The 16011-nt window shown below is 61.4% G+C and carries 15 protein-coding genes and 1 other RNA gene; 10 read left to right on the forward strand and 6 right to left on the reverse strand.

Translation table 11 applies throughout. The features are described 5' to 3' along the window. The first annotated feature begins 1 nt into the window (after position 1). Positions 2-883, forward strand: a complete 882-nt coding sequence (gene aguB, locus QB905_RS12800; RefSeq protein ID WP_282975410.1) for an N-carbamoylputrescine amidase — start codon at positions 2-4, stop codon at positions 881-883. On the opposite strand, the gene QB905_RS12805 is transcribed toward aguB, so the two are convergent. Genes QB905_RS12805 through QB905_RS12815 form a run of 3 tightly spaced genes read right to left on the reverse strand, consistent with a single transcriptional unit; the run spans position 880 to position 4291 of the window. Further along, positions 880-1584 carry a pseudouridine synthase gene (locus tag QB905_RS12805; RefSeq protein WP_282975411.1) on the reverse strand — a complete coding sequence of 235 codons (705 nt, stop codon included), beginning with the start codon at positions 1582-1584 and terminating at the stop codon, positions 880-882. The genes aguB and QB905_RS12805 overlap by 4 nt on opposite strands. Further along, positions 1581-2606 (reverse strand): class I SAM-dependent methyltransferase, encoded by a 1026-nt coding sequence (locus QB905_RS12810; protein WP_282975412.1) that lies wholly within the window; start codon positions 2604-2606, stop codon positions 1581-1583. The genes QB905_RS12805 and QB905_RS12810 overlap by 4 nt, the downstream gene beginning before the upstream one ends. 41 nt (positions 2607-2647) lie before the next feature. Next, complete coding sequence (locus QB905_RS12815; RefSeq protein WP_282975413.1) at positions 2648-4291, reverse strand: alpha-glucosidase; 1644 nt, start codon at positions 4289-4291, stop codon at positions 2648-2650. Between the two features lie 56 nt (positions 4292-4347). On the opposite strand from QB905_RS12815, the gene ffs reads away from it, so the two are divergent. The 4 genes from ffs to recR all read left to right on the forward strand — a co-directional run bounded on the left by ffs (position 4348) and on the right by recR (position 7408). Beyond that, positions 4348-4441, forward strand: an RNA gene (gene ffs / locus QB905_RS12820) — signal recognition particle sRNA small type. Positions 4442-4646: 205 nt separating this feature from the next. Next, entirely contained in the window at positions 4647-6473 is a 1827-nt protein-coding gene (locus QB905_RS12825) for a DNA polymerase III subunit gamma/tau (RefSeq protein WP_282975414.1), read from the forward strand. After that, a complete protein-coding gene (locus QB905_RS12830) occupies positions 6470-6802 on the forward strand; it encodes a YbaB/EbfC family nucleoid-associated protein (RefSeq protein ID WP_461781803.1) in 333 nt (110 codons plus the stop codon). Before QB905_RS12825 ends, QB905_RS12830 begins: the two co-directional genes overlap by 4 nt. Positions 6803-6808: 6 nt before the next feature. Continuing rightward, positions 6809-7408: a recombination mediator RecR gene (recR, locus tag QB905_RS12835; RefSeq protein ID WP_282975416.1), complete on the forward strand. Its 600-nt coding sequence runs from the start codon at positions 6809-6811 to the stop codon at positions 7406-7408. Between the two features lie 264 nt (positions 7409-7672). Here recR and QB905_RS12840 read toward each other — a convergent pair whose 3' ends face one another. Continuing rightward, positions 7673-8224 carry a VUT family protein gene (locus QB905_RS12840; RefSeq protein WP_282975417.1) on the reverse strand — a complete coding sequence of 184 codons (552 nt, stop codon included), beginning with the start codon at positions 8222-8224 and terminating at the stop codon, positions 7673-7675. A gap of 109 nt (positions 8225-8333) precedes the next feature. Between QB905_RS12840 and QB905_RS12845 the strand changes: the two genes are divergently transcribed. From QB905_RS12845 to truA, 4 genes are all read left to right on the forward strand, one after another. Continuing rightward, a complete protein-coding gene (locus tag QB905_RS12845; RefSeq protein WP_282975418.1) occupies positions 8334-9617 on the forward strand; it encodes a DNA recombination protein RmuC in 1284 nt (427 codons plus the stop codon). Positions 9618-9661: 44 nt separating this feature from the next. Next, positions 9662-10195, forward strand: coding sequence for a peptide deformylase (def, locus tag QB905_RS12850; protein ID WP_282975419.1), 534 nt, complete (start codon positions 9662-9664; stop codon positions 10193-10195). A gap of 88 nt (positions 10196-10283) precedes the next feature. Then, on the forward strand, positions 10284-11213 hold the full coding sequence (fmt, locus tag QB905_RS12855) for a methionyl-tRNA formyltransferase (protein ID WP_282975420.1): 930 nt from the start codon (positions 10284-10286) through the stop codon (positions 11211-11213). Continuing rightward, positions 11213-11995, forward strand: coding sequence for a tRNA pseudouridine(38-40) synthase TruA (truA, locus tag QB905_RS12860; protein WP_282975421.1), 783 nt, complete (start codon positions 11213-11215; stop codon positions 11993-11995). Before fmt ends, truA begins: the two co-directional genes overlap by 1 nt. On the opposite strand, the gene dapE is transcribed toward truA, so the two are convergent. Further along, a complete protein-coding gene (dapE, locus tag QB905_RS12865; protein ID WP_282975422.1) occupies positions 11947-13116 on the reverse strand; it encodes a succinyl-diaminopimelate desuccinylase in 1170 nt (389 codons plus the stop codon). The genes truA and dapE overlap by 49 nt on opposite strands. An 85-nt stretch (positions 13117-13201) precedes the next feature. On the opposite strand from dapE, the gene QB905_RS12870 reads away from it, so the two are divergent. Beyond that, entirely contained in the window at positions 13202-14494 is a 1293-nt protein-coding gene (locus QB905_RS12870) for an MFS transporter (protein ID WP_282975423.1), read from the forward strand. A 15-nt stretch (positions 14495-14509) separates the two neighbouring features. Here QB905_RS12870 and QB905_RS12875 read toward each other — a convergent pair whose 3' ends face one another. Next, complete coding sequence (locus QB905_RS12875) at positions 14510-15997, reverse strand: M23 family metallopeptidase (protein ID WP_282975424.1); 1488 nt, start codon at positions 15995-15997, stop codon at positions 14510-14512. Between the last annotated feature and the right edge of the window lie 14 nt (positions 15998-16011).

Genomic DNA, 16011 nt, shown 5'->3' on the forward strand with positions numbered 1-16011 from the left:
AATGACCAAAATCGTAACCGTTGCTGCCCTGCAAACCACCTATGGCCCGGACATGGCCGCCAATATCGCCAGAACCGAGGCTCTGGTGCGCGAGGCAGCGGCCAAGGGCGCGCAGATTATCCTGCCGTCCGAGCTGTTCCAGGGCGAATATTTCTGCGTGTCGCAAGAAGAGCGCTGGTTCGCCACGGCCTTTGCCTGGCGCGAACATCCGTGCGTGATCGCCATGCAAAAACTGGCGGCCGAACTGGATGTCGTCATCCCGACCTCGATCTACGAAAAAGAGGGGCCGCACTATTTCAATTCGCTGGTCATGGTTGATGCGGGTGGCGAAGCCCTGGGCGTTTATCGCAAGAGCCATATCCCCGATGGCCCCGGCTATCAGGAAAAATACTATTTCCGGCCCGGCGATACCGGCTTCAAGGTGTGGGACACGAAATATGCCCGCGTCGGCGTCGGCATCTGCTGGGACCAGTGGTATCCGGAAGCGGCGCGCTCTATGGCCTTAGCGGGTGCGGACATCCTGATGTACCCGACCGCCATCGGATCGGAACCGCATGACGCCGAACTCGATACCGCCGCGCCGTGGCAGCGCGTCATGCAAGGCCATGCCGTGGCCAATGTCATGCCGGTGGTGGCGTCAAACCGTATTGGCACGGAAAGCCTGATTTCGCCGCAAAACGGGGCAGGGCAGAGCTTTTACGGCCACAGCTTTATCGCCAATCATCGTGGCGACAAGCTGGCGGAATTTGGCGCGCGCGAAGAAGGCGTGCTGGTGGCCAGCTTCGATCTCGATTATCTCAATACCCACCGCGCCGCCTGGGGTTTTTTCCGCGACCGTCGACCGGAGCTTTACAGCGCTCTGTCGAGCCCGCGTCCGGCTTAAGTCATTTTCAGCAGGCCGTCGCGTTCGGCGGGCTTGAGGCGTCGCCATTTGCCAAGGGGCAGATCGCCCAGGGTGAGCTCGCCCATCTGGGCGCGATGCAGGCCCTCGACATGGTTGCCGACGGCGGCGAACATGCGGCGCACCTGATGATAGCGGCCTTCATACAGCGTCAGGCGGGCGGTTTTTTCGCCGGTCACCTCCAGAAAGGCCGGTTTGAGCGCGTCTTTCTCGCTGTCCAGCACCAGTGTGCCAGAGGCGAAAATCCCGGCATAATGGGGATCAATCGGGCGGGCGCAGGTCACTTCGTAAATCTTGGCGACGTGGTTTTTCGGCGAGATGATCTTATGCAGATAATCGCCGTCATCGGTGAATAGCAACAGGCCCGATGTGTCGGAATCGAGCCTGCCGATGGTGGACAGCACCGGCTTGCGCAGGGCGAAGCGTGGCGGCAAAAGCTCATAGACCAGATGGCCGCGATCCTTCAGCGAGCAAACATAGCCGACAGGCTTGTTGAGCAGCAAAACCACGCCGAAATCGGGATCGAGCGGGCGGCCCTTATAACGAATGTTATAATGCGCAATCGCGGCATCATCGGCCAGCAGCCCGCCCTCAGCATCGCTGAACACGCCCAGGCGCAGAAGTTTCTGCACCTCCTTGCGGCTGCCATAGCCGAGATTGGCGAGGTGCCTGACCAGCTTCACGACAGGGGCTTGCTGCGCGGGCCGACGGCGCGGAACACCTTGTAATAGTTATTCTGCGCGCTGACTGCCACATTCTTGAAACAGGCGTCGAGCGTCTCTTCGTAGGGCAGGTGGCGATTGGCGACCAGCCAGAGTTGGCCGCCCGATTTGAGCGCCGCCGCCGCCGAACGAATGAAGGCCTTGCCGATGTCATGGCGGTCGGCGCGGTCGGTGGCGTGGAAGGGCGGATTGCTGATGATGGCGTCATATTGGCCGGGCAGGGGCGTGGTGGCGTCGTGCCAGAAAAAGGCGGCGCGTTCACCGAACTTTGCCAGGTTTTGCCGCGCCAGATCGAGCGCGCGCTGTTCGGCTTCGATCACATCCATCTGGCTGACCGCCGGATTGCGCGTCAGCACATGATCGCTGAGATAGCCGAAACCACCACCCAGATCGGCCATGCGGCCTTTGAAATTGTTGGGCAGATGATCACTCAGCAGCTTCGAGCCGGGATCGATATGGTCCCAGGCGAACAGGCCGGGGCGGCTGATAAAGCGGCCATCTTCAATGGGGCGCGGCGCATCGCCTTCGGCCCATTGCTGAAGCAAAGCCTGATCGACATGCGCCGGATCGATGGTGACCCAAAAGACGCGGCACTTGTGTTTGGACTGGCTGGTGACTGGCCCCACAAGCGCCTTCAGGTCGTTTTCGACCGTCCTGGCGCCTTCGTGGTTAGCGGCAGCGGCCATCACCACGCCGCCGGTGCCAGCCAGACGGACGGCGCGGGCCAGCAGGGCGCGATATTCCTCACGGGCGCGCGGCGGCAGGACGAGCACCAGCGGGCAGGGGCCGGGGCCTGCATCCGCCGGTTTGAAACCGGCGCGCAGCAGGGCATCATGGGCAGGCTTGAAGCTCTGCTCGCAGACCAGCCGGTCGCGCGGCGCATCGCTGACACGGGCGCGCAGAAAAAGCGTCGGCTGGGCGGGCCAGTCGAGCGAACCGTCTTCAAACGGCAGCAAAAGGGTTTCGATAACGGGATCCATCATGGCCAGCCCTATGGCACAGCAAGCCGTAAAAGCAAAGCGGCTTACAGCCGGTAGATGCGCGCTTCCCAGCCACGCATCACCGGCGGCGCATCCTCGTAATTACCGAAAACACAGCTTCCGGCAAACCCGTCCGTTATAACATCGTCGCTCGACATATTCAGAGCGATCAAAAAGCCGTCTGTCCCGATAGAACGTTTGTAGATAAAAAGCGCCGGGTGATCGGGCAAAAGATCGGTATAACGTCCGTATATAAGAGGCAAGCTATTGGATCGTAGAGAAATTAAACGTTTGTAATAACGTTGAATGGGCGCGTCCGAAGCTGCATCCGTTGCCACATTCGCTTCTGAAAAATCAGAAGTGTGTGCGAACCACGGTGCGACCGGGCTGAAGCCTGCGTTCTTACCGGCGTTCCACGCCATTGGCAGGCGGGCGTGATCACGGCTGATCTTATTCTGGTCGGCGAGGAACTCGGCAGGCATCATGCGGCCCGTTGCCACCGCATCGCGCCAGGCGTTTTTCGTCCAGACATCATTGAACTGTTCAATGTCGGTGAAGCGGGCATTGGTCATGCCGATCTCATCGCCCTGATAGATGAAGGGCGTACCGCGCAGGGTGAGCAGCAGGGTGGCCAGAACTTGCGCCGATTTGACGCGCCATTCCGGCCGGTCGTCGCCATAGCGCGAAACGAGGCGCGGATTATCGTGGTTGGACAGGAAGACGGCGGGCCAGTCGTGCGGGCCGAGTGCCGCATCCTGACGGGCGAAGATGGCCTTCAACTCCGGCAAGCGCCACGGCTTCCAACGGCCCTGCGCATCGCGGTCCACCTCGACGGGGGCGAACTGAAACACCATGTCAAGTTCGCCGCGTCTCTCATCGATGAAATCGGGCGTCTGTTCCAGCGTCACGCCAAAGGCTTCGCCGACAGTCATCGTGTCGTAATGATCAAGCACTTCGCGGCGCATCTCATGCAGATAGTCATGCACATGCGGGCCTTGCGTATAGACATATTGCGGGCGGCTGCGCAGTTCGGCGGGCAGGTCGGGGAAGCTCTTGTCCTTCGAGATAAACGGAATGACATCCATGCGGAAGCCATCGACGCCCTTATCCAGCCAGAAGCGCATCAGCTCATGCACCTCATGGCGCACCTTGGGATTATCCCAGTTCAGATCGGGCTGTTTTTCGTGGAAGAGATGCAGATAAAAGGCGTCGCCGTCGCGCTGCCAGGCCGAACCGCCGAAGATCGATGTCCAGTCATTAGGCGGCTGGTCACCCTCGTGCCAGATGTAATAATCGCGGCAGGGATTATCTGGCCCCTTCCGGCTTTCGACGAACCAGCGATGCTCATCGGAAGTATGGTTGACCACCAGATCGATGATCAGCCTCATGCCCCCGGCATGGATGGCGGCCAGCAGGTCATCGAAATCCTGCATGGTGCCGAATTCCGCGCCTACTTTTCGATAGTCGCGGATGTCATAGCCATTATCGGCATTGGGCGAATCAAAGTGCGGCGACAGCCAGATGACATTGACGCCGAGATTTTTGATGTGGTCGAGCTTTTCGATAATGCCGCGCAGATCGCCGATGCCGTCGCCATTGCTGTCGTAAAACGAGCGCGGATAGATCTGATAGACCACCGCCTCCTTCCACCAGCGCCGTTGATAGCCGTTGATTGATTCCATGCGCATGAGGTTGCGGCGAAAAATCGCCTCTTGCAAGCCGGTGCAAAAATACGCATATAGGCCGCGAGACGGTCGGGCGGAGGCCTCGCCAACCTGGTCAGGGCTGGAAGGCAGCAGCCATAACGAATTCACCTTCGGGTCGGCCGTCTCACTTCTTTTCGCGCTAAAGCGCAGCTAGGTGCCTCGCCCGTGCTCAAGAAGCGAAGCGTTAGCACAAAAAAGACGCGGGCGGGCGGTCGCCCTTGCCTCAAGCGCCGGATGGCTTGATTTTTCCTCACAATCAACAGCGCCACGATTCGCACCTGTTAACGAATCGCGCTTAGTGGCTGACGCCCGTGCAAAAAGCCCTTATATAGGTTTCATGTCCGACACGCCCGACCTTGATGACTCCTTCAGCGACGCGCCCGAAACGATCGAGCGCGACGATCTGACAGCGGATATTTTCGGCGATGCGCCCGCGCCTCAGGCCGTGACGAAAGCACCTGAAAAAGCACCTGACAAGTCTGGAGCCTACACGGTTCTGGCGCGTAAATATCGCCCGCGCACCTTCGAAGACCTGATCGGTCAGGAGGCGATGGTGCGCACGCTCACCAATGCCTTTGCCTCCAACCGCATCGCCCACGCTTTTATGCTGACAGGGGTGCGCGGCGTCGGCAAGACGACCACGGCCCGCCTGCTGGCGCGCGCGCTTGATTATGAGAGCGACACCGTCCATCAGCCGAGCGTCGATCTGAAGACGATGGGCGTCCACTGTCAGGCGATCATCGAAGGCCGCCATATCGATGTGCTCGAACTCGACGCCGCCTCGCGCACGGGCGTTGACGCCATGCGCGACCTGCTGGAATCTGTGCGTTATGCGCCGGTGGAAGCGCGCTACAAGGTCTATGTGATCGACGAAGTGCACATGCTCTCGACCGGCGCTTTCAATGCGCTGTTGAAGACGCTGGAAGAGCCGCCGCCCCACGCCAAGTTCATCTTCGCCACCACCGAAATCCGCAAGGTGCCGGTCACCATCCTGTCGCGCTGTCAACGCTTCGATTTGCGCCGCGTCGAGCCGGAAACCCTGACGCCGTTCTTAGAAACCATCTGCGAAAAAGAAGGCGTACGCATCGATGCCGATGCCGTGGCCCTGATCGCGCGCGCCGCCGAAGGGAGCGTGCGTGATTCATTGTCGCTGCTCGATCAGGCGCTGGTGCAGGCCGAGGCGGGCGAAACGGTCGGGGCGGAAATCGTCCGCGATATGCTGGGTCTGGCCGACCGCTCGGCCACACTCAGCCTGTTTGAGAACATTATTTCCGGCCAGATGAGTGAAGCCCTGCTGGCCTTCCGCACGCTTTACGGTTTTGGCGCCGATCCCAGCCAGATCATGGGCGACCTGCTTGATTACTGCCATTCCACTTCGGTGGCCAAGGTGCTGGGGGCCGAGGCGACGCGCCTGCCCAAGGCGCAGGCCATGCGCGTGACGGCGCTAGGGACGCAATTATCGGCGGGCACACTGAGTCGCCTGTGGACCCTGATGCTCAAAGCCTTCGAGGAACTGCGCCGCGCCCCCGATGCCAGCGCCGCCTTTGAGATGGCTCTGGTGCGGCTATGCTATTCAGCCGACCTGCCGGGGCCGGAGGCGCTGATGAAACGCCTGCAAAATGGCGAGCCGCTGATGCCGGGTGCGCCAAATGCACCGGGCGGCGGCGGTGGCGGCCCTTCTGCGCGCGGTGCGGCCGCCGTGCAGATGCGCACCGCACCGCAGGCCCTGCCCAATCCGCAGAGCTTTGACGAGGTGCTGCAACTGATCACCGACCGGCGCGATATTGGACTGCGCGCCGATGTTGAGCGCTTCGTGCGGCTGGTGGCCTTTCAGCCCGGCGCCATTACCTTTGAGCCCGCGCCGAATACGCCGGGCGATCTGGTGCGCAAGCTGTCCTTGCGCCTGAAGGAATGGACGGGCAACCGCTGGCTGATCGCTACCGAAGGCTCAGGCGGCGCGGAATCGGTGATGGAACGCGACAAACGCGAAACGTCTGAGATGCGCGCCCGCATTCAGGCCCATCCGTTCGTCAGCCAGATGATGGATATTTTCCCCGGCGCGGAAATCACCGCCATCCGCGCCCGCCCCAAACCCGTGGTGAGCGACGCCCCGCCGGCTGTGCCGGAAGACGAGCGCCCAGATAGCGAAAAGGACGAGGACTGATGGATTTTCAGCAAATGATGAAGCAGGCTCAGCTCGTGCAGCAGAAGCTGACCGATGCGCAGGCCAGGATGCACGACAGCCTGGTATCGGGCGCATCGGGCGGTGGCATGGTCAGGCTGGAGCTGAAGGGCACCGGCGATATGGTGTCGCTCAACATCGATGACAGCCTGATGGTGGCGGGCGAAGCCGATGTGCTGGCCGATCTGGTGCGCGCCGCCTATGCCGATGCGCGCAAGAAGCTCGACGACATCAATTCCGAACTGATGCAGGAAGCCGCCGGCGCGCTTGGGCCGGGCGGCGGATTGCCCAATCTGCCGAAGTTTTTCTAGACTAGAATGTCGGGCGCGGGGCCGGAAATCGAACGCCTGATGGCGCTTCTGTCAAAGCTGCCGGGTCTGGGGCCGCGTTCGGCCAGACGGGCGGCTCTGGCCCTGCTCAAACGCCGTGATCAACTATTGATTCCACTTTCCGCCGCCATGCAGGACGCCGCCGATAAGGTGACAAGCTGCCGCGTCTGCGGGCGCTTATCGACGCGCGATCCGTGTGAAACCTGCGCCGATCCGGGCCGTGACCAGCAGATGATCTGCGTGGTCGAGGACGATGGCGCCTTGTGGGCGATGGAGCGGGTCGGGGCCTTTAGCGGCCTCTATCATGTGCTGGGCGGGCTGATGTCGGCGCTCGATGGCGTGCGGCCCGAAGACCTGCGGCTGGACAGGCTGCTTGAACGCCTGCGCGATGGCCGCGTGCATGAAGTGGTGATGGCCCTGCCCGCCACGGTCGAGGGCCAGACCACGGCCCACTATATCGCCGACCGGCTGAAAAGCCTCGGCAATCAGGTTGAGATCACCTATCTGGCGCGCGGCGTGCCGGTGGGCGGCGAACTCGACTGGCTGGATGATCATACTATCGCTCACGCCTTCAAAACCCGACGATAAGGCGCAATCCTTGGCCGTCTAGGGCGTCGGTTTCGCTAGGCTGTATTCATATACAGCCGTCGCTCACCTCCTGCTATCCGGCTCAAGGCCTGCACCTTATCTCTCATCACGCACTCAGAGTTTTTATGGTTAATTTTCGCATTAAGGGTTGTTAAGACTGGTTAACAAACCCTTAACGCGCTAGACCTTGCCGAAAGCCAGCGAGGTCAGAATGATCATCCGAAACATCTTCATCTTCATGTTCGTCTTCACCCTGATCGGGGCCTAAGCCGAGGCCAATGCGCGCACCTTTTCGCGGTGCTTCATCAAAAAATAGACGACGAGGCAGCCCAGAAAGCGGCTGACCACCGAACCCGCCAGCGACCAGCCATTGAAAATGCCGGGAATGGCATAGCTGGCGATCCACAAAAAGGCGGCGGCGTCGATCGGCCCCGATATGCCCGCCGACACGAAGACGCGCTTTGACAGCGGCAATTTGGCGAAGGTAAACAGCGCCCAGTCGATGGTTTCGCTGATAGCAAAGGCGCAGGCGCTGGCGAAAGCGATGGTCGGGTCGGAGGTGACCACCGACAACAGCAGGCCGACCGCCAGAAATCCGAAAATATAATGGCCCACTTCGCGCTGGGCGAAATCGCGCACCACCAGCACCAGACCGGTGACAATCGTCATCGGATTCCAGTCACCGTGACCCGGCAAAGGGAAGGTCGGCACATGGTCGAAGCACCAGTTGATAAACGGAATCAGGAACAGATAAACATAGGTCCACGGACTGCCGCCCGTTATCACCTTACGCGCTACCGCCTTGAAATCCGCCATATCTGCCTCCCGCAACCCATCTACGTAGATTATCGCCTTATGGATGACCGGCAAGCTGCCGCCGCAAAAAAGACTTGCCACGAGCCGTTTTGCAATCTAAGAACGTAACATGAACACGCTTTCTATTACGCTTTTGCTCGTCTCCATTGTCGCCCTCGCTTTTGCCGGGGCGTGGTGGCTGGCCTTTCGTGAGGGGCAGCGCTTGCGTCAGCGCGCCGATGATCTGGGCGAACAGTTGCTGGTGGCGGCCAGAGAACTGGCGACTGTCAAGGAGCGGGCGCGCAATCTCGAAGACGCGCGCGCCGCCATGAGCGAGCAGTTTCAGATTGTGTCGCAGCAGGCCCTACAGGCCTCGAACGAGGCCTTGCTGAAGGCGTCGGCCGAGCGCGATAAGCTGGCGCTGGAGCGGGTCGGGCATACGCTGAAACCGGTGGCCGAGCAGCTCACGCGCTTTGAAGCCCAGGTCAAGGCGATGGAAGAATCGCGCGCCAAGGATACCGGCGGCTTAAAACAGCAGATTACCGAACTGATGGCGGCGTCGCACGCCACGCGCGAAGTGACGCAGAAACTGGCCGGGGCGCTCAGGCGCGGGGCCGGGGTGCAGGGTAAGTGGGGCGAGGAGGTGCTGCGCAATGTCTTGCAGGCAGCGGGCCTGTCGTCGCGCTTTGATTTCGTCGAGCAATACAGCCTCGATACCGATGAAGGCCGCCGTCGCCCCGATGTGGTGGTCAGGTTGCCGGGCGACACGTCAAGCGCGGTGTTCGTCATCGATTCCAAGGTCAATCTGACCGCCTATCTGCAAGCCGCCGAAAGCACCGATGAGGCGGCGCGCGAGCTTTTGCTGCGCCAGCATGCGCAAGCCATGCGCGGCCATGTGCGCGATTTGTCGGCCAAGGCCTATTGGGATCAGTTCAAGGATCAGGTGTCGCCCGATTTCGTCGCCATGTTTATTCCGGGCGATGGCTTGCTGGCGGCGGCGCTCGATCATGCGCCCGATCTGATGACCGAGGCGATGGACAGGAAGGTGATCATCGTCACCCCCACCACCCTGTTCGCCCTGTGCAAGGCGGTGGCCTATGGCTGGCGCGTCGAAGACCAGATGAAAAATGCCGGTCATATTGCCGATCTGGGCCGCGAGCTATATGCACGGCTGTCGGTCATGGGCGATCATGTGGCCGGTATGGGCGGGGCGCTGGGCAAGGCGGTTGATAAATATAACGCCTTTGTCGGCTCACTGGAAAGCAAGGTACTGACCCAGGCGCGCCGTTTCGAGGATTTGCAGGTCGAGCATCAGGGCAAGTCGGTGCCGGAACTGCCGGTGATCGAAAGCCAGCCGCGCGTGGCCAGCAAGCTCAATGCGCTGGAAGTCGCCGAAGAAACGGCACAGCCATAGCTGCGAATATTGATTTTTGTCTCTGACGCAATTACATGGTCATTATGGCTATTCGTGAAATTATAACTGTACCCAATCCGCTCCTCAAGCAGGTGTCCAAACCCGTGACTGAGGTCGATGACGCCTTGCGCGCCCTGATGGATGATATGCTGGAAACCATGTATGACGCGCCGGGCATTGGTCTGGCCGCCATCCAGATTGGTGAGCCGGTGCGCGTCATCGTCATGGACTTGCAGGAAAGGCCCGAGGGTGCCGATCCCGAAGCAGAGGGCGTCAAGGCACCGCGCTATTTCGTCAATCCGGAAATCGTCTGGGCGTCGGAAGACACGATCCCTTACGAAGAGGGCTGCCTGAGTGTGCCGGAATATTATGACGAGGTGCAGCGCCCGTCACATGTCCGCATCCGTTATCTCGATTATGATGGCAAGGCCGTTGAAGAAGAGGCCGAAGGCCTGTTCGCCGTCTGTATCCAGCACGAAATGGACCATCTCGAAGGCGTCCTGTTCATCGATCACCTGTCGAAGCTGAAGCGCGACCGGGCGGTCACTAAGGTGAAAAAGCTGAAGCGCGTCGCCTGAGACTTCGCATTGCCAACTACTGTTTTTCGTCTCAGCACTCCGAATTTTCGTTGAGCTATATTCTCGCTGAGGTATTTGGAGTTCGCCTATGCGTCTGGCCTTTATGGGCACGCCCGAATTTGCCGTGAAGGCGCTGGCCGAACTGGTGGCGTCAGGCCATGAGATCGTTTGCGTCTATTCGCAGCCGCCCGCGCCGAAAGGCCGAGGTCAGGTCTTGTCGCCTTCACCCGTGCATCAGTTCGCCTCCGGCCTCGGCCTGGAGGTGCGCACGCCCAAATCGATGAAGACGCCGGAGGCCATAGCTGACTTTCAGGCGCTCGACATCGATGCCTGTGTCGTGGTGGCCTATGGCCAGATCCTGAAGGCCGAAGTGCTCGATCATCCGCCGCTGGGCTGCTTCAACCTGCACGCCTCGCTGTTGCCGCGCTGGCGTGGGGCCGCGCCGATCCAGCGCGCCATTATGGCGGGCGACGCCTTTACCGGCGTTGAGGTGATGCGGATGAGCGAAGGGCTGGATGAAGGCCCGGCGATTCTGTCGGGCCGCGTCGAAATCACCGCCGAGGATACCTTCCAGACCCTGCACGACAAGCTGGCCCTGTTGGGGGCTTCGCTGCTGCCGGTGGCGCTGGCGGCGGTGGAGCGCGGCGGGGCGAAAGAGCGCGCACAGACGGGCGAGGTCACCTATGCCCGCAAGATCAGCCCGCAAGAGGCGCGCATCGACTGGTCGCGTCCGGCGCGCGCGCTCGATTTCCATATTCGCGGCCTGTCGCCCTTTCCGGGCGCCTGGACGACCATGACCACGCCAAAGGGCGAACAGCGCCTGAAAATCCTGATGTCGCGCCTGTGCGATGAGGTGTCGGGCGAGGTGCCGGGTACGCTTTTGCTGGGCGGATTGAAGGTGGCGACCGGCGACGGCATTATCGAGCTTTTGCGCGTCCAGCGCGAAGGGCGCGCGGCGCAGGACGCCGCCGAATTTATCAAGGGCGCAGGGCTTAAGGCCGGGGACAGGCTGATCTGATGCCGCGTTACAAGCTGCTGATCGAATATGACGGGCGGCCCTATTGCGGCTTTCAGGCGCAGGACAATCTGCCGACGGTTCAGGCGTCAATCGAAGCCGCCATCCGCAAATTCAGCGGCCAGACTTTGCGTATCAATACGGCAGGCCGCACCGATACGGGTGTCCATGCCACCGGTGCGGTGATCAGTTTTGATCTCGAAAAAGTCTGGCGGCCGCAGGTGGTGCGCGACGCCATCAATGCCCACCTGACGCCGGAGCCGATTGCCGTTCTGGCCGCCGAAATCATGGCGGACAGCGAGTTTTCGGCGCGCTTTTCGGCCACGGGACGCATGTATCTGTATCGTATTCTCAACCGCGAAGCGCCGCCCGCCCTCGATCAGGGCCGCGTCTGGCACATCAAGAAGCCGCTCGATGTGGCGGTGATGGCGCAGGCGGCCAAAGCCCTGATCGGCCATCACGATTTCACCACCTTCCGCTATATCGGCTGTCAGGCGGCAACCCCCGTCAAGACGCTTGATATAGCTCGTGTGGCGCGCCTTGGCGAAGAGGTGCATCTGGTTTTTGCGGCGCGTTCGTTTCTGCACAAGCAGGTGCGCTCAATGACCGGCACCCTGGCCGATGTTGGCTCGGGCCGTCTGCCGCCGGACTATGTGGCCAAGGCCCTGGCGGCGAAGGATCGCGCCAGATGCGGTCAGGTGGCCCCGGCGCACGGCCTTTATCTGACCCATGTCACCTATGAGGATGAGCCGAATTTCGAGAAATACGCCTCGATCAAGGCCTGATAGGTTTCGCTCAAATCCTGAAGATCGGTCACGGATACGCTCTCATTGATCTGGTGCATGGTCTGACCCACCAGACCGAACTCGACCACCGGGCACAGGTCGCGGATAAAGCGCGCATCCGAGGTGCCGCCTGTGGTGGAGGGGTCGGCCTTGAGTTTCAGTTTCGTTTTGATCGTATCGAGGATCAGATCGACGAAATCACCCGGTTCGGTCAGGAAGGCCTCGCCTGACACCTGTGATTTGAAATCGATGCGGATCGGCGTGCCGTGGGCGTGCTTTTCGCACAGGCCCAGCAGCCAGGTATTCAGCGTCGTGCCGGTATGGCTGGGGTTGAAGCGGATATTGATGCGCGCGCTGGCCTGGGTGGGGATGACATTGGTGGTCGGGTTGCCGGTATCGATGGTGGTGATTTCGACATTTGACGGTGGAAAGCCCTGATAGCCACGATCGAGCACGCGCCCCTTGATCTCGGCCAGCAGATTGACCAGAACCGGCAGCGGATTAAGCGCCCGGTCGGGATAGGCGACATGGCCCTGTTTGCCGATGACCGTGAAGGTGGCGTTGAGGCTGCCGCGTCGCCCCACCTTGATCATATCGCCGAGTTTCTCAGCCGATGTCGGCTCACCGACAATGCAGTGATCGATGACCTCGCCTTTTTCCTTCAGGTGCTCAACCACCTTTTTCGTGCCGTTGACGGCGTCGCCTTCTTCATCGCCGGTGATCAGGAAGGACAGGCTGCCGGGCAGTTCGGGCAGGCGCGAAACCGCCGCGATCCAGGCGGCGATAGCCCCCTTCATATCGACCGCGCCGCGTCCGGTCAGATAGCCGTCATGCACTTCGCCGCCAAACGGATCATAGCGCCACAAATCGCGCACGCCCGACGGCACCACATCGGTATGACCGGCAAAGCACAGATTAGGCGAGCTACGGCCACGGCGGGCATAGAGGTTTTCTATTTTGCCAAAGGTCAGCCGCGTGCAGGTAAAGCCAAGCCGTTCGAGCGCGCTTTGCACCACATCCATAGCGCCGGCGTCGGCGGGCGTGATCGAGGGGCGGCGGATCAGCGCCTGGGTCAGGGCCAGCGCATCGACGATTTTTTTCAACTGAGTATCTGTTTTCACCATGCCCTCTGCTGTAAAACCCTTTAGGCAGCGGGGAAAGGCTTAACCGGCTGTGTAACGCATTTTTTGACCAGGTTTCCCTTCAGTGAGCACACCCCCAGGCGATCCGGCTGCCGCGCCACCGGTTTCCGACGACCCGCCCCCGCAACCGGAAGATAACCGCCATCCGTTGCAAATCGCCGATTTTCGCACCTTCTGGCTGTCGCGCGTCTGTAGTGTACTCGGCACCTCGGCCCAGAGCGCGGCCATCGCCTGGCAGGTCTATGATCTGGTGCGGCAAAGGGCCAGCATCGCCGAATCGGCGCTCTATGTCGGCTTGATCGGGCTGGCGCAGTTCCTGACCCTGTTCGCCTTCACCATACCGGCGGGCATTGTGGCCGACCGCTATGACCGCCGCCGCATCATCACCCTCGTTCTGATTGCCCAACTGGTGCTGTCGTGCGGTTTTCTCGCCTATTCCTTATTGCCGCATCCGCCCTTCTGGGGGCTGTTCGCACTGAGCGGCGTGCTGGGGGCCTTGCGCGCCTTCAGCGCTCCGGCCAGTTCCGCCATCGGGCCGATGCTGGTGCCGCGTCACGTCCTGCCGCGCGCCATCGCCGTCAATTCGATGGCGATGCAGACCGGCATGATCGTTGGCCCGGCGCTGGGCGGCGTGCTGGTCGGGGTGTCGCCCGGTTTTGCCTATGGTTTCTGCGCCGTCCTGTCGCTGATCGCCGCTGTTTTGAGCCTGATGATCCGCACCGATACCCGGCCCGATGCGCCGACCGTGCCGAAAATGACCATGCTGAAGGAAGGCATGGTCTATATCTGGGAAAACAAGGTGGTGCTGGGCGCGATTTCGCTCGATCTGTTCGCCGTGCTGCTGGGCGGGGCCACGGCTTTGATGCCGATCTATGTCAAGGACATCCTGCACGCCGGGCCGCAGATGTTTGGTCTGTTGCGCGGCGCGCCGGCCATCGGCGCCATCGCCATGTCGTTTTATCTGTCGCAATGGCCGCTGCGTCGCCATGCCGGGCCGTGGATGTATGGCGGGGTGGCGGTGTTCGGTCTGGCCACCATCGTGTTCGGCCTGTCGCGCCAGATCGGCCTGTCGATCTTAGCCATGATCGTGCTGGGGGCGGCGGATATGATCAGCGTCTATGTGCGCGGCACCCTGGTGCAGATCGTCACGCCCAACCACATGCGCGGGCGCGTGGGCTCGGTGTCCTATCTGTTTATCGGAGCGTCCAACGAACTGGGTGAGTTCGAAACCGGCCTTGTGGCGCGGATCATCGGGCCGGTGGGGGCCGCCCTGTTTGGCGGGATCGGTTCGCTGATCGTGACGGGAACGTGGATTCGCCTGTTTCCGGCGCTCTACAAGACAGATAGGCTGGAATAAGGTCGGTTGAAATAGCTATTTCATGCCGCGCGTTGTGGACAGGCCAGAGCGCAAAGGCATCAGGCTGTTGACGCGCACGGGGCTGGCTTCGGTTTGCGCCAGGGCGGTACTGGCCGGAAGCGTGGTGCTGTTTTCGTCCTGAAAATGGTAGGAACCGGTATTGACGGCCAGCGCGCCGGAATTGGCATCGTCGCCTGTATGGGTTTCGGCCATAGCGATCATCGTATCGATGGCGCGTTTGCGGGCGCGGAAGGCCACCATATCCTGACCTTGCAGCACATTGGAATCGGGCACCTTGGCGCTTTTCGGGTCGATCGGGTGACCATTTTGCCAGACTTCAAAGTGCAGGTGCGGCCCGGTGGAATGTCCCGTGGTGCCGACATAGCCGATGATCTGGCCCTGGGTGACGTGCTGGCCCGGCTTGACGGCGATGGCCGACATGTGGCCGTAGCCCGTTTCCCATTCGGCATTATGGCGCAGGCGCACCCAGCGTCCGTAACCGCCCCACCATTTGGCATCTTCCACCACGCCATCGCCGGCGGCCATGATCGGCGTGCCGGTAGGGGCGGCAAAATCGATGCCGGTGTGCATCTTGCTGAAACCGAGGAAGGGATCGGAGCGCCGCCCGAACGGTGAGGAGATGCGCGCGCCATATACCGGGGTTGTCAGAAGGAAGCCTTTGATATTCTTGCCATTCTGATCGTAATATTCGATCTGGCTGTCGCCCTTGGGCTGGAACGAATAGAAGCGGTCAACACCGCTTTTGGCATTGATTTCGGCATAGAGCAGATTGCCGGCCTCAACCGTGCGGCCGCTTTCGGTCACCTTGCGGTCGAACACCAGCTTGAAGGTATCGCCTGACTGAATATCGCGCTCAAAATCGAGCTTGTGGGCAAACAGCTTGACCACCTGGGCGGTGAGCGACGGCGTGGCACCGAGCGCCGCCGCCGAGGTGAACAAGGAGCCATTGATCGTGCCGATGGCGACGCGGCGTTCATCACGCACTGATTCTTCGAGGGCGCGCAGACGCATGGCGCCGTCGCGCGCCGTGGTCAGGGTCAGTTGGCGGGCCGGGCCGGTGCGCAGGGTCAGACCCAGAAGCTGGGCCGGGGCATCGCCGCCATTGGCAGGACGGGCAATGGCGGCCTCTATGCTGAGGCCCGCTTTAAGATTCTTCAGATTGAACGCCTGCGACAGCAGGGTGACGGCGGCCCTGGCCTCGGCGGGGGCCACGCCCATGCGCGCCACGGCGTCGGCCAGGGTTTCACCGGCGCGCAGCGAAATGGGCATATCGACCGGCTGGCTGTAACCGGGGCGCGTGGCGGCTTCGGCATAGGCTCTGGTTTCCAGCGACATGCTGGCGGCGGGATCCATAGGCTGAACGAGGCCGGGCAGGGGTTGCAGGACGCGCCACAACAGGCTCACCACGGTGACGGCGGCGGCGCTGGCCAGGATCATCGGCGTCAGTCTTACAGGTTGGCGACGGGGATCAAGTTGAGCCATGAACGCGGTAACAT

The organism is Asticcacaulis sp. EMRT-3, from assembly GCF_030027245.1.
Lineage (GTDB): Bacteria > Pseudomonadota > Alphaproteobacteria > Caulobacterales > Caulobacteraceae > Asticcacaulis.